This is a genomic window from Aquimarina sp. AU474, assembly GCF_900312815.1.
Taxonomy (GTDB): domain Bacteria; phylum Bacteroidota; class Bacteroidia; order Flavobacteriales; family Flavobacteriaceae; genus Aquimarina.
In genome coordinates, this window is the sequence record NZ_OMPE01000006.1 from 387,955 (window position 1) to 401,773 (window position 13,819).

A 13,819-nucleotide genomic window follows, 5' to 3' on the forward strand; every position below is an offset into this window, starting at 1 on the left:
GGGTATGCAAGAATTTATAGATCAACTGCCACAACTGGCCAAAGATAAACATAACGAAAACAAAAAGTTCTTTGCGAAGCTCAAAAAAAAACCACCAAAGAAACTTGATCATATTATGCAAGAGTTGCATGATGAGGAGTTTGAACAAACGGATTGTTTAGAGTGCGCAAACTGTTGTAAAACAACAGGCCCTTTGTTTACAGACAAGGATGTTGAGCGCATCTCAAAGTTTTTTAGAATAAAACCAAGTCAATTTGAAGAGGAATATTTAAGTAGAGATGAGGAAGGTGATTTAGTCTTACAAGGGGTGCCTTGTACATTTTTAGGAGCAGATAATTATTGTTCAATTTATGAGGTGAGACCTAAAGCATGTCGAGAGTTTCCGCATACGGATCGAAAAAAATTTCAACAAATATCAAATCTTACATTAAAAAATGTGGCTATTTGTCCGGCAGCGTATAATATAGTTGAGAGGATGAAAGCTATGTTGTAATACAAAAATTCCTATACCTCATATAAGGTATAGGAATAATTTGAAAGTGTGTCTTTTATTCGTCAATTAGGATTATTATAATCCTTTCTTTAAGTCTTCGATCGTTTTAGCCATTACTACTCCTGGTAATTTAATAGGAGCAGCAACTTGCGCTAAGAATGTACCTTTTACTTCACCAGTTTTGTATGTAGTAAATCCTATTCTGTATAGACCAACAGTTAATGCTTTTAAAGGATCGCTAACTTCACTTTTATATCTTAAAAGAGAGTTATAGCTGCTTCCACTGGGTTGTTTTGGCATTTCACTACTGTCGTCATTTTTAGCTAATGTAGTCCAATTAGCAGCTTTAACAGCATCTTCGCTAATTTTATCTTTACTTATAATATCAGAACGTTCTAAAGTAATGTAAGTGTCGAAAAAGTCGCTAGAACCTGCATTTTCAGTATATGCAGTTGCTGCAGTTGCTCCTTTTACTTTAGTTTTACCTACAGGAGACATCATTCTAACACCAAGTTCTGGAGCCACAGCGGGAACCCAAACATAGATATAATAGAATTTTTTCCCCTCTTTTACCTCGTCTTCGTTACCAGGAGCTGCATATCCTAAGTACGATACTACATCGGTATAGGGTACTTTAATAGTTTTAGGACCTATTTTCTTTTCAGTAAGACCTCCAAATTTTTTTAATTTTTGAGCCTGAGCTGCTGTAGAAAAAACTAAGGTAAATACACTTAATAAAATTAAGATTTTTGTTTTCATAATAATTGATTTAGCTATGTTTATTAATAATTAGTTAGACACACTTATATGGTATAAGTAATTGACAATACAAAATATAGACAAAAATGAGTTTTTATATAGGAAATAATGCCATTTCTTGATTATATATTATTAATAATGTCAAAAAATATGATAATCCAATCTCAAAGTTTTTTAGAATAAAACCAAGTCAATTTGAGGAAGAATATTTAAGTAGAGATGAAGAAGGTGACTTAGTTTTACAAGGGGGTGCCTGTTACATTTTTAGGAACTCATAATTATTGTTTGATTTATGAGGTGAGACTTAAAGTTTGTCGTGAGTTTTCTCATACAGATCGAAAAAAATCAACAAATATCAAATTTCGCATTAAAAAACGTGGCTATTTGCCCCGCTGCCTATACTATTGTTGAAAAAATGAAGGAAAATGTTTCTTTGTATAGTATTAAAGCAAACAACCCCTATATTATCGAGTAAGATATAGAGGTTGTTTAAGGTTAAATCGTATCCCAGTCTAGATTACAACCCTTTCTTTAAATCGGTAATTGTCTTCGCCATTACTACTCCTGGTAATTTAATAGGAGCCGCAACTTGTGCTAAGAATGTACCTTTTACTTCACCAGTTTTGTAAGTAGTAAACCCTATACGATATAATCCAACTGTTAATGCTTTTAACGGATCACTTGCTTCACTTTTATATCTTAATAGAGAGTTATAACTACTTCCACTTGGTTGTTTAGGCATTTCGCTACTATCATCATTTCTTTCTAATGTTACCCAATTTGCGTTTTTAGCAGCATCTTCGCTAATCTTGTCTTTACTAATGATGTCTGATCGCTCCAAAGTAACATAAGTGTCAAAAAAATCTTTAGTACTTGCGTTATCTTCATAGGCTTTAGACATAGTAGCTCCTTTTACTTTAGTTTTTCCTACAGGAGACATCATTCTAACTCCAAGTTCAGGAGCTACAGCAGGAATCCAAACGTAGATGTAATAAAATTTCTTCCCATCTTTTACTTCGTCTTCATTTCCTGGCGCTGCATATCCCATATAAGATACTACATCAGTATAAGGAACTTTAATAGTTTTAGGTCCTATTTTTTTTTCGATAGAACTTCCGAATTTTTTTAATTTTTGAGCGTGAGTGTCAAGGTTACTTCCGAATGCTAAAGCAACTAGTAGAACAAAAAGTTTTGTTTTCATTTTTAAAATTTAGAATGTTAATTAATTATTTGATTAGTTTTTATTTAATAATAGGTACTATAATGATGAATACTATTAGTAAGGTTAAAATAATAAGTCCAATAAAATGATGCCAAGGCGTTTTTACATTATTGATTTTAAAATCTTCAAAACTTTGAAGTAATTTCTGGTTTTGAATTTCTTTTTTCTCAAAAACTCCTTTGCAATGCTCGCAAACGGTATATACTTTTTTGCCTATTGGAAAAAATGGTATCCAAAAGATATGTACATACTTTTTATACCCTTGTACCCACATACTATTTTCGGTTTTGCAGTATGGACAATCTCCTGTATTAAGTTTTTGTGGTTGAATAGTAGAAGACCCGGTTCCAAAAATGATCATATTATGTTGGATTTATGGTTGGTGAATATAGAAATGCGATGTTACTAATGTGTTTATTCTTTGTTATCCAAAGAATAAAAAAGAAGCAACTATCATCCAGCAGCCTACTATGATTCCTAATATGCCTAATTTCCCCTGTTTTGGAGCTAATTTTTCTCTAAGACTATTGGCTTTCTCTTTTGCCGCTTCATTCTTAGATAAAAAGAATTTATTGATTAATCCAAAGCCTAACATAAAACCTAAAACAGCTTCAATAATGTTTCCTGCTAGTAATGTTACCCACCAAATTGGAAATGTGGTCAGCCAACCAATGTTTAATACTGCCGAAATAATGCCCCAAACTCCCCAGACACAGAAAATTAACCCAATCCAACCTTGATAAGGCTCTATTTTTTCTAATAATTCTTTTGCATTTGGTTTTTTTGAAAGTAATAAAGACGGTACTGCGATAATACTTAATAAAATTAATGTAATTCCCCAAGTCATGATATATACGTTTAAAAGGGTTAATGATTAGTTTTTACATATTCATTAAAATGTAAATGAGATTTTTTTAATGATCCTTTTTACTTTCTCAGAATATTGTTACAAAGATGGGAGACTAGTTGTTTGCGAAAAACACCTTTTTTAGTGAAAAGCGCTCCCCTGAAAATAGGGGGGTATGATTTGCTATAAAACCCTGTTTCTGGTGATGGAAGAAAATAACAAGAGATATAATTTTGAAGCTGATAATTTTTTTAAGTATGGGAAATACAAAAGGAAATAAAGCAGGGGTAATATATCTAATACTACTTTTAACGCACTATTTTTTTAACTACAGTGGTTATGCTCAACAGTTATATCCTGCCAACTTTGACATTAGTACTTTAAATGGTGCAAATGGATTTCGAATACCAGGAATTGACCCGGCATCGCAATTTGGGGCAGAAGCCAAATTTATTGGTGATATAAATAACGATGGTTTTGAGGATATAGCATTAGGTGTTAACAATGCCGATGTTAATGGATTAAATCTTGCAGGAGCAGCATATATTATTTTTGGGACAAATACAGGTTTTACAGCTTCATTTGATATTACCACTTTGGATGGGAACAATGGATTTGCTGTAGAGGGAGTTACAGGTAGTACCCGGATGGGTAATTCTGTAGAAGGAATTGGTGATATAAATGGTGACGATATTGATGATCTGACCATAGTAAGTTCGGGAGATACTATGGTAATTTATGGAAAAATGTCTCCTTTTCCTGCAACCTTTAATATTAATTATGCAGATGGGGTACATGGTTTTTTGATTCAAGGAGCTAGGACAGCTAATGAGGTTGCTGTATTAGGAGATGTAAATGGTGATGGGGTTAGTGATTTTGCAATCAGTAGAGCTGATTTTTCTAACAGTGTTTGGGTAGTTTTTGGTCGTTCTTCGGCTTTTCCGGCTACAATTAATGCATCGTGGTTGGATGGCGCAGGAGGATTCCAAATTAGGAGGTATTCTGATTCTTCGATACCAGGTTTTTTAGTTGGAGGAGCGGGGGATATAAATGATGATGGTTTTAATGATATTATCGTAGGAGATTGGTCATCTGGCTTTGGAACTCAATTAGAACGTACTCATTTACTTTATGGAAGAAATACATTTACTGCTCAAATAAACTTGGAAACGTCACCTGTTACAGAAGTGTTTACTATTAATCATACAGGCGGTGGGTTTTTAGCCTTTACTGGTAGTTTAGGTGATATAAATGGAGACGGGATTGATGATTTTTTTTCTGAAACAGCAGCAATTTTTGGAAAAGAATCTACAGATCCTTTTCCTGCTAATATTCCTTTAAGCAGTGTTGTAGATAGGACTTACGGTTTTATTATGCCAGGAGGACTTACTTCGGCTTCTATTGGGGATATAAATTCTGATGGTATAAATGATTTTATTACATGTTATGGCGGATCAGGTTCAGATCGTAATGCTTACGTAGTATTTGGTAGCACTACTGGATTTCCTGATCCTATTAATGAAAGTACACTTGATGGAATTAATGGGTTTACTATTCCTGGATTTAGAACTTCGAATATTGGTAGACCAGTAAGTGGAAATGGCGATATTAATGGTGATGGAATAGCAGATTTTATTGTTGGAAGTCCTGGCGAAATACCCGAAGGAAGTACCGAAAGAACAGGAGAGGCATATGTGATCTTTGGGGGAGACCATTATGCATTACCATTAAACACAGGGTATCCACGAGCAATTAACGAGACTACTTCTGGCTTTACTTTGGTGGTTAATGGTCCAGAAACGGGAACCATTTATTATGCTGTTTATCCTGGTAATTTTTCAGGATCTCCAGATCATGAAGGTATTTTAAATGGAACTGGAGCCACTATTAATGGAGATTTTTTAATGAACGTTGCCAATACAGATGTCCAAGAAGTGATTTCTTCGCTCAGTAGTGGAACGACCTATGATATCTATATGTTTTTAGAAGATAATATAGGTAATCAAGGAGAAATATATCATATTAATGATGTTACTACTTTATCTATAGGAGCAGATACCGAAGATCCAACAGCCAGTAATCCATTACCAATTAATATACAATGCTCGGCAGATATTCCATTACCAGACCCTTTGGTTGTAACTGACGAAGCGGATAATAGTGGTACTCCTCCAATAGTAGCTTTTGTAGGTGATGTTAGTGATGGTAATAGCAACCCAGAGGTGATTACACGAACGTATAGTGTTACTGATGGGGCAGGAAATAGTATTAATGTTACACAAACGATAACGATTAATGATACCACAAATCCAACGGCAAGTAATCCATCACCTATAAATGTTCAATGTGCTTCTGGCATACCAGTTCCAGATCCTGTTGTAGTGGATGACGAGGCAGATAATTGTAGCACGTCAGTCATAGTAGCTTTTGTAGGTGATGTTAGAGATGGTAATAGTAATCCAGAGTTAATTACAAGAACATATAGTGTTACTGATGGGGCTGGAAATAGTATTAATGTTACACAAACGATAACGATTAATGATACCACAAATCCAACGGCAAGTAATCCATCACCTATAAATGTTCAATGTGCTTCTGGCATACCAGCTCCAGATCCTGTTGTAGTGGATGACGAGGCAGATAATTGTAGCACGTCAGTCATAGTAGCTTTTGTAGGTGATGTTAGTGATGGTAATAGTAATCCAGAGTTAATTACAAGAACATATAGTGTTACTGATGGGGCTGGAAATAGTATTAATGTTACACAAACGATAACGATTAATGATACCACAAATCCAACGGCAAGTAATCCATCACCTATAAATGTTCAATGTGCTTCTGGCATACCAATTCCAGATCCTGTTGTAGTGGATGACGAGGCAGATAATTGTAGCGCGTCAGTTATAGTTGCATTTGTTAGTGATGTAAGTGATGGTAATAATAATCCAGAGGTAATTACAAGAACATATAATGTTACCGATGCGGCAGGAAATAGTATTAATGTTACACAAATGATAACCATTAATGATACTACTAATCCAACAGCCAGTAATCCATCACCTATAAATGTACAATGTGCATCTGGGATACCAGTTCCAGATCCTGTAGTAGTTGACGATGAGGTGGATAATTGTGGTGTGCCTGTAGTTGCATTTGTAAGTGATGTTAGTGATGGTAATAGTAATCCAGAGGTAATTACCCGAACGTATAGTGTTACCGATACGGCAGGGAATAGTATTAATGTTACGCAAACGATAACGATTAATGATACTACAAACCCAGAAATAATTTGCCCGGCAAATATTATCCAGAGTGTTGACCTTGGTACATCTACAGAGGTAGTAATGTATTCTATTCCAGTTGGTACTGATAATTGTAGTGTAGATTCTATCGTACAAGTTGCAGGTTTACAATCGGGATCAGAATTTCCTTTAGGAATAACAACTAATATTTTCGAAATAACCGATAACGCAGGAAACACAACTAGATGTAGTTTTGATGTAGAGATAACCGATGTACCTCCAATCTTATGCGAGATAGATGCCGGAGAGGATCAAGAAATTATAGAAGGAGAACAAATTCAATTAAATGCTATGACTAATAATGAAGGGAGTGTTATTTGGTCTCCCTCAATAGGATTAAATGATACAAGTGTTATGAACCCTATAGCAAACCCAAGTGAAACTACTACCTATACAATTTTATTTACCAGTAATGATGGATGTACTGTTGAAGATTCCATAACAGTATTTGTAACACCTTTGGAAGAAGATGAAACAAAATATGGTTTCTCCCCAGATGGAGATGGGATTAATGAATTTTGGGAGATAGATAATATTGAAAACTATCCTAATAATAGGGTTTCTATATTTAATAGGTGGGGGGATTTGGTTTTTGAAATCGAAGGATACGATAATAATTCAAGAACTTTTAGAGGAATAGCCAATAGAAAAAGAAGCATAGGTGGAGATCAACTACCCGAAGGAACCTATTTTTTCAATATAAAAATTAATGGCACTCATCGCTTAAAAAAATTGAACGGTTTCCTTGTTTTAAAACGCTAAATCATGAAAAATAAATGTTTAATCATTACGATAGTTTTATCGTTTATATGTTGGTGCTCTGTATTTGCACAACAAACACCAGTTTTTGCAAATTATAACTACAATACTGTTATTATTAATCCTGCACATGCTGGGTTTTATCCAGATTCAGAATTTACGCTTAGCAATAGGGGATACCTTAATTCAATAGATGGTAGTCCAAGAAATATAGGGTTATTATTTAATTCACCAATGCGTTCAGAAAAAATGGGACTTGGGGCGGGTATTTTTAGTGATCAAGTTGGAGTTACAACCACTACAAATGTGTTTGCAGCGTATTCCTATAAGATATTTTTTGATCATAATTATAATAGAGCAAGATGGTGGTCTTATAATCCTCATGTTTTATCTTTTGGTATTACAGCAGGAGCCATGATTTATGATGAAAACTTATTAGAACTTGGGATACAGAATGATCCAAATTTTGCCAGTAATATTAATACAACCGTGCCTACTTTAGGTATAGGGATTTTGTATAATAGAAATAAGATGTATTTTGGATTTTCTGCACCAAATATATTGGGAGATTCATTATCCTCTGAAGATAATATTAATCTAGAAACTCCGTATTATCTTTATGCAGGTTATCGTTTTTTTGCATCACGATTCGAAGAAGTGTTGATAAACCCAAGCATATTGACTAAATATGTTTCTGGTGCTCCCACACAACTAGATTTTAATACCATAGTAAGTTATAAAAACAAAATTGAAGTAGGAGCAGGATACAGAACAAATTCTTCTGTTAATCTTTTAGCGGGCCTTTACCTATCAAATCATTTACGTCTAATTTATAATTATAACCAAATGTTAAGAGATGGCCCGGTTCAAACAACTCATGGTATTATCTTAAGCTACCGCCTAGGTACTGGTTTTAAAAATAGAGGTGTCGCATCAAAATAAAGTATAGTATATCTTGAACTTTTAAGATTTTTAGTGTTCTATATACTTCATTTTAAGTGCGTATTTTGTTAGACCTGCAAGATTACGCACATTCAATTTTGCAATTAGGTTTTTTCTATAACTTTCGATTGTATGTTTGCTTAAAAATAATTTATCGGCAATTTCTTGGGTGGTAAACTCTTGAGCTATCAAGCTTATAACATCAATTTCTCGTTGGGTAAGTTTTATTTCTTGTTCTTTCTTTTTAGAAAGTTTATTCTCTAAATAGATATCTTTTATTTCTTTAGAAAAATATTTTTCTCCTTTCAATATTGTTTTTATAGCTTTTAATAATTCTTCTTTTTCAGCATTTTTTGGCACATAACCATCTACTTCATACTCGATAAGTTTATCAATCATATCAGCATCTTTATGCATACTTAATACAAGTGTTTTGATATTTCTATTTTGTTTTTTTATCACTTTGTTTAGTGTAATGCCATCTATTTCTGGCATAGAGATATCAGTAATAATTAAATCAATTTTTTCATCAGGGTTTATGTCTAAGTATTTTACAATATGCTTACCATCTTTAGCGGTAAACAGAATGTTGTAATCTTTTTCAGAGTGTAAAATACTCAATAGACCATCCAAAAACATTTTGTGATCATCGACAATAATTAGGTTAAATTTCATTGGTTAAAAAAGTTTAAGTTGGAATTTCTATATTGATAATGGTTCCTCTATTAATTCTTGAATCTATATGGAACGTACCTGATAATTTACGCAATCTACTTTTGATATTTTCAAACCCTATTCCGGTACTATTGTTTTTAGTATTAAAGCCAACCCCATTATCTTCAAACAATAAGTTGAGTACGTTTTCAACTAAATTTATTTGTAGTTCTACAGATGAGGCTTTAGCATGTTTAATAGTGTTGGTAATCAACTCTTGGATAATTTTAAAGGTTTCGATCTGTAAAAATTCATCAAGTTCATCAATGGCAACTCTGGGATAAACAATAAATGAAGTCTTAAGATTACTAGCTTCTCCAATATTATTAAAATAGCTTTCTAATACTTCACAAAAATTATTTTTCCTGAATTTTTTCGGAATTAAATTATGGGATAAATCACGAACTTGTTCATAGGTATCATCTAATTGTGTATTTATCGTTTGTAAGGCTTCTGCTTTCCCGTTTGCAAAAGTATTATTAAGTTGAAGTTTTATCGCGGCAAGATTTCCTCCGATGCTGTCATGTAATTCTTGAGCAATACGTTTCCGTTCTTTATCCTGTCCCTCTATCGAAGCTTTAATAAGTTTTAATTCTTGACTTTTTATTAATGAAGAAATTTTTTGTTCACTTACTTCTTCTTGTTTTTTATTGAGCTCGCTTTGTGCTTGAAGTTTTTGATAATAAATAATCAATAATCCAATAATAGGCACCAAAAGAATCAAAAAAGAATACAAAATTGTATTTTTTAAACTCTTTTGTCGAATGAGTTTGGACTCTTGAATCTCTTGATCTTTTTTCAATAAATTGATTTCACTTACTCTTTTTTCTGAAGCATTTTGAAAAGCTAAAATTTGATTTTCACTTTCTTTATTTTCAATCTCTTGTTGTAATCTTAAATTCTCGATCGCTTCCTTTTGATTCGTTAATTCTAATTTTCGATTTGAATTTTCGATTTGAAGAATCGTTATTTCTTTCTCTTTTCTTAAGGTAGAATACCGTATTTCTAATTCATTAATTTCTTCATCTTTTTGAAGCTTGTAGATAGAATCCTTAATTTTAAAATAGTCTGTAATATGGGTGAAAGCATTTTTGTAATTGCCTTGTTCTATTGCAATTTGTTTTAAGTTTTTATAGATATTTAATTGCTGACTTAGTAACCCCAGTTCTATGGCATCATGAAGCGCAGTGCCATATATTAATTGCGCATCTTTATAATTTTTGGCATCAATAAATACACTACCTATATTCATTTTTGCAATTAATTTGATGTTGTGTAAATCAATTTTTTCAGATATAACAATGACCTCTTCGTATAAATCAATTGCCTTATTTAATTTGTTTTGTTCTTGAGCATTAGCTGCAAGGTTAAGTAAAATAATAGCTAAAGCTGATTGTTTATTTTGTTTTTGACTTAACTCTTGACCTTTTTTAAAGTATTTGTCTGATGATTCATAATCTTTGAGACTTGAATAGATCATCCCCATATTAATATAACTTCCAAAAACTATTTCTGGATCACCTTCATACTTGGAACATTCTTCAAACAACTCTAATGCTTTACTATAATTTTGCATTTCGCCATAGGTTAATGCCAAGCCGTGTGTATGGGTGTAATATAAATCCTTTTCGTTATACTTTTGAGATTCTTCAATACCTTTAAGGTGCCATTTTTTACTCTGCTGTAATAGGCCTTTGTTTTTGTAATTTACAGCTAGAATGTTATATGCCGATGAACGACCTTTGGTTTTTATGGAATCATTGTCGAGTCTTTCGAATTTGAGAGACTGATTTACATAATATATAGAAGAATCAATTAGCGCTTTATTTTTAAAATAATAAGCTAATAGTAAATTGCAATTGAATTTTGCACGTTCTGTTTTTAAAGTTTTTTTTAATTGATGTGCAATAACGTAGGATTTTTCGACCTGATTGTTATTGAATAAGAAATAGGCATCATCTACTAACTTCTTTTCTTTAGCTTCTATTGTGATTCCTTTTGGTAAGGCACTTAGGTTTTCTGAATCAATCTGACATACGACTAGGGTGCTCCATAAAATAAAGCTTAAACGAATGCAGTTGAGGGTTAATTTAATCATAAACAAAAATATCAATTCTTATTCATTTAGAATTCCCTGAAAACTGGGGTTTTGTAACAGATTTTTTCTATTTATAGATTAGATATTTTTTTCTTTTTTCTTTATATGCCTTTAAATCATTACTCCAAGATTTCTTGATTTCGGTAACACTTACACCTTCTTCAATTTGTTGTTGTAGTTTTTTTGTTCCGGCATGCGAAGTAAAAGATTTGGTATTAAAAAACTTTTCTTTATTGTTTGAGTTTTTATAAGCATTAACTAGCCACCATAGGTTTATAGCACTTAATCGTTTTGTTTTTTCAAGATTGTTCCCATAACAAACTTCACCACGGTGTTTGGGATATTTTGCTCCAAAATTTGGTTTAGGAATATACGCAAAGTCGTACTTATCTATAGAGAGATCAGGAGAACCATAGATCTGAAATTGTGTTTCTGTTCCTCGTCCGGCATTTATTGTTGTCCCTTCAAAAAAACCAAGACTAGGATATAAATTAATAGCTATGTCATTGGGTAAGTTTGGAGAGGGGCGTATGGGTAAACTATAAAAGGTATTGTGGGTATAATTTTTAATTGGGACAATGGTGATTTCACATTTTAAATCATCACCAAGCCAACCTTCACCATTTACCATTTTGGCATATTCGCCAATAGTCATACCATGAACTAGAGGTATGGGGTGTATTCCCAAAAAACTTGTGTGCTCAGGTTCCATAGTAGGACCATCGATATAATGTGCATTTGGGTTGGGTCTGTCGAGAATAAGCATTGGGATATTGTTTTCGGCGCAAGCTTGCATTACGTAATGCAATGTCGAGATGTATGTGTAAAACCGAACTCCAACATCTTGTATGTCAAAAACTACAATGTCTATACCAGCCAATTCTTCTTTTGACGGTTTTTTGTCCTTACCATAAAGAGAAAAAATTGGTAACCCCGTTTTAATATCTTTACCGTTGGCAACTAATTCTCCTGCATCAGCTTTACCTCTAAAACCATGCTCAGGGGCAAAAACTTTTTGAATTTTAATATTTTTTGAAAGTAACGAATCTACCAAATGCACATAATTTTGTTTGGTAACATTGTCTTTAAAAATCACTGTAGTTTGATTGCCTACAATGGCAACATTTTTATTTTCCAACATAGGAATATAGACCAATGTCTGATTGGCTCCAGTAATTACATCAACTTTAGTTTTTGTAGTATCTTGAACAATATATTGCTCTGATATTGGTTTTTTTATATCTAAAGAAGCCCCAGAAGTTGTTTTTATTCCACTTATACATGAAATAAAAATCAGAGAAAGGAATAAAAATGTATTTTTGAATGCATTTCTAATAAAAATCATAGTAAAGCTTGAATTTCGAGTATTTTATCGCTAAACGCCTTATCAAAGGTAAGGAACATAAAAGTAGCATTTTGACTCCTATCACAAAAATTGCTATTTCGGCAATTGCCATTGGTATGATCATGATGCTTATCACTGTTGCTACTGGTATAGGTCTACAACGCAAAATACGTGAAAAAGTTGCGGCTTTTAATGGTCATGTCCTAATTTCTAGTTTTGATAACAATAGTAGTGTAGAGTCGTTGATTCCTATAACGACCAATCAGGACTTTTATCCAGAGTTTGAAGATGTAGATGGTATTCTGCATTTACAAGGAGTTGCTACAAAAATAGGATTAATACGTACCGAAACCGATTTTGATGGAGTCGTCGTAAAAGGAATAGGAAAAGATTATAATTGGGATTATTTCAAAGAGTACATAATAGAAGGTCGTATTCCTAATTTTGAAGATAAATTAAATGAAGAAATTTTGTTGTCTTCTCATTTTGCTAATCGTCTTGGACTAAAAATAGGAGATAAGGCGATTACGTATTTTCTTAAAAAGAATTCTTCGTCTAATTCGCAACCTTATATTCGAGCTTTTAAAATAGTAGGTATATATAATTCAGGATTTCAAGAGTTTGACGAGACTTATCTTTTTGCAGATATACGGCATGTGCAACGAATGAATAAATGGAAAGCCGATGAGGTTGGAAATTTTGAAGTCTTTATTGAAGATTTTGATAAAATAAACGAGAAAGGGCAGCAAATTTATGAGAATGTACCATCAACCCTGGATAGCCAAACTATAACATTAAAATATGCCACAATTTTTGAGTGGCTTAAACTCTTTGATCTTAATATTATTGGGATTATAGGTATTATTATTTTGGTAGCAGGGATCAATATGATTACGGCTTTGTTGGTACTGATTTTAGAAAAAACTCCTATGATCGGTATACTAAAAGCATTAGGAACTACAGATTGGAGTATCAGAAAGATATTCTTATACAATGCGGGATATCTAATTTTGGTAGGTTTGTTTTGGGGTAATCTTATAGGAATAGGATTGTTGTTTATTCAACAAAAATATGGAGTTGTTGGCCTAAATCCCGAAACGTATTATGTAAGTACAGCCCCTGTATATATCGATATAGGGTATGTTGTATTACTTAATGTAGGAACCATGATTCTTTGTATGATCATGTTGTTAATTCCATCATATATAGTGTCTAAAATTTCACCTACAAAATCTATTAGGTTTGAGTAAGTTTTAGCATTACGTAAAAAGTTTATACGAGTGCATTGTAATCGATGTTCTAGATCGTATCTTTGCCGCACAAAATACCCTTGATTGG

The 13,819-nt window shown here is 32.9% G+C and carries 11 protein-coding genes and 1 pseudogene; 5 read left to right on the forward strand and 7 right to left on the reverse strand.

Translation table 11 applies throughout. The annotated features are described in order from the left end of the window. Positions 1-4: 4 nt before the first annotated feature. A complete protein-coding gene (locus tag DK508_RS06445) occupies positions 5-493 on the forward strand; it encodes a YkgJ family cysteine cluster protein (protein WP_109299921.1) in 489 nt (162 codons plus the stop codon). A 75-nt stretch (positions 494-568) separates the two neighbouring features. Here the strand turns inward: DK508_RS06445 and DK508_RS06450 are convergent, their stop codons facing one another. Beyond that, positions 569-1,252 carry a Lipl32 family lipoprotein gene (locus DK508_RS06450; protein ID WP_109299922.1) on the reverse strand — a complete coding sequence of 228 codons (684 nt, stop codon included), beginning with the start codon at positions 1,250-1,252 and terminating at the stop codon, positions 569-571. Positions 1,253-1,413: 161 nt separating this feature from the next. Here DK508_RS06450 and DK508_RS21440 point away from each other — a divergent pair. Further along, a pseudogene (locus DK508_RS21440) lies at positions 1,414-1,727 on the forward strand (YkgJ family cysteine cluster protein); the annotation flags it as partial. A gap of 42 nt (positions 1,728-1,769) precedes the next feature. On the opposite strand, the gene DK508_RS06460 reads toward DK508_RS21440, so the two are convergent. The 3 genes from DK508_RS06460 to DK508_RS06470 all read right to left on the reverse strand — a co-directional run bounded on the left by DK508_RS06460 (position 1,770) and on the right by DK508_RS06470 (position 3,321). After that, positions 1,770-2,453 carry a Lipl32 family lipoprotein gene (locus DK508_RS06460; RefSeq protein WP_109299923.1) on the reverse strand — a complete coding sequence of 228 codons (684 nt, stop codon included), beginning with the start codon at positions 2,451-2,453 and terminating at the stop codon, positions 1,770-1,772. 40 nt (positions 2,454-2,493) lie between these two features. Next, complete coding sequence (locus DK508_RS06465) at positions 2,494-2,835, reverse strand: zinc-ribbon domain-containing protein (protein WP_109299924.1); 342 nt, start codon at positions 2,833-2,835, stop codon at positions 2,494-2,496. A 63-nt stretch (positions 2,836-2,898) separates the two neighbouring features. Continuing rightward, complete coding sequence (locus tag DK508_RS06470; protein WP_109299925.1) at positions 2,899-3,321, reverse strand: hypothetical protein; 423 nt, start codon at positions 3,319-3,321, stop codon at positions 2,899-2,901. Between the two features lie 257 nt (positions 3,322-3,578). Between DK508_RS06470 and DK508_RS06475 the strand changes: the two genes are divergently transcribed. Then, complete coding sequence (locus DK508_RS06475) at positions 3,579-7,385, forward strand: gliding motility-associated C-terminal domain-containing protein (RefSeq protein ID WP_109299926.1); 3,807 nt, start codon at positions 3,579-3,581, stop codon at positions 7,383-7,385. Between the two features lie 3 nt (positions 7,386-7,388). After that, positions 7,389-8,324: a PorP/SprF family type IX secretion system membrane protein gene (locus DK508_RS06480; RefSeq protein WP_109299927.1), complete on the forward strand. Its 936-nt coding sequence runs from the start codon at positions 7,389-7,391 to the stop codon at positions 8,322-8,324. Positions 8,325-8,354: 30 nt separating this feature from the next. Here DK508_RS06480 and DK508_RS06485 read toward each other — a convergent pair whose 3' ends face one another. The 3 genes from DK508_RS06485 to DK508_RS06495 all read right to left on the reverse strand — a co-directional run bounded on the left by DK508_RS06485 (position 8,355) and on the right by DK508_RS06495 (position 12,481). Next, entirely contained in the window at positions 8,355-8,999 is a 645-nt protein-coding gene (locus DK508_RS06485) for a response regulator transcription factor (protein ID WP_109299928.1), read from the reverse strand. Between the two features lie 13 nt (positions 9,000-9,012). After that, positions 9,013-11,136 carry a tetratricopeptide repeat protein gene (locus tag DK508_RS06490; protein WP_109299929.1) on the reverse strand — a complete coding sequence of 708 codons (2,124 nt, stop codon included), beginning with the start codon at positions 11,134-11,136 and terminating at the stop codon, positions 9,013-9,015. 67 nt (positions 11,137-11,203) lie between these two features. After that, complete coding sequence (locus DK508_RS06495; protein WP_109299930.1) at positions 11,204-12,481, reverse strand: exo-beta-N-acetylmuramidase NamZ domain-containing protein; 1,278 nt, start codon at positions 12,479-12,481, stop codon at positions 11,204-11,206. 8 nt (positions 12,482-12,489) lie between these two features. Here DK508_RS06495 and DK508_RS06500 point away from each other — a divergent pair, with 8 nt between their 5' ends. Next, positions 12,490-13,731 carry an FtsX-like permease family protein gene (locus DK508_RS06500; protein WP_109299931.1) on the forward strand — a complete coding sequence of 414 codons (1,242 nt, stop codon included), beginning with the start codon at positions 12,490-12,492 and terminating at the stop codon, positions 13,729-13,731. The last annotated feature ends 88 nt before the right edge of the window (positions 13,732-13,819 follow it).

Bases quoted from the DNA above. Each gene is read 5' to 3' on its own strand.
- DK508_RS06495 (WP_109299930.1), bottom strand. From the start codon at position 12,481: ATGATTTTTATTAGAAATGCATTCAAAAATACATTTTTATTCCTTTCT.
- DK508_RS06485 (WP_109299928.1), bottom strand. From the start codon at position 8,999: ATGAAATTTAACCTAATTATTGTCGATGATCACAAAATGTTTTTGGAT.
- DK508_RS06490 (WP_109299929.1), bottom strand. From the start codon at position 11,136: ATGATTAAATTAACCCTCAACTGCATTCGTTTAAGCTTTATTTTATGG.
- DK508_RS06470 (WP_109299925.1), bottom strand. From the start codon at position 3,321: ATGACTTGGGGAATTACATTAATTTTATTAAGTATTATCGCAGTACCG.
- DK508_RS06475 (WP_109299926.1), top strand. From the start codon at position 3,579: ATGGGAAATACAAAAGGAAATAAAGCAGGGGTAATATATCTAATACTA.
- DK508_RS06445 (WP_109299921.1), top strand. From the start codon at position 5: ATGCAAGAATTTATAGATCAACTGCCACAACTGGCCAAAGATAAACAT.
- DK508_RS06480 (WP_109299927.1), top strand. From the start codon at position 7,389: ATGAAAAATAAATGTTTAATCATTACGATAGTTTTATCGTTTATATGT.
- DK508_RS06465 (WP_109299924.1), bottom strand. From the start codon at position 2,835: ATGATCATTTTTGGAACCGGGTCTTCTACTATTCAACCACAAAAACTT.
- DK508_RS06450 (WP_109299922.1), bottom strand. From the start codon at position 1,252: ATGAAAACAAAAATCTTAATTTTATTAAGTGTATTTACCTTAGTTTTT.
- DK508_RS06460 (WP_109299923.1), bottom strand. From the start codon at position 2,453: ATGAAAACAAAACTTTTTGTTCTACTAGTTGCTTTAGCATTCGGAAGT.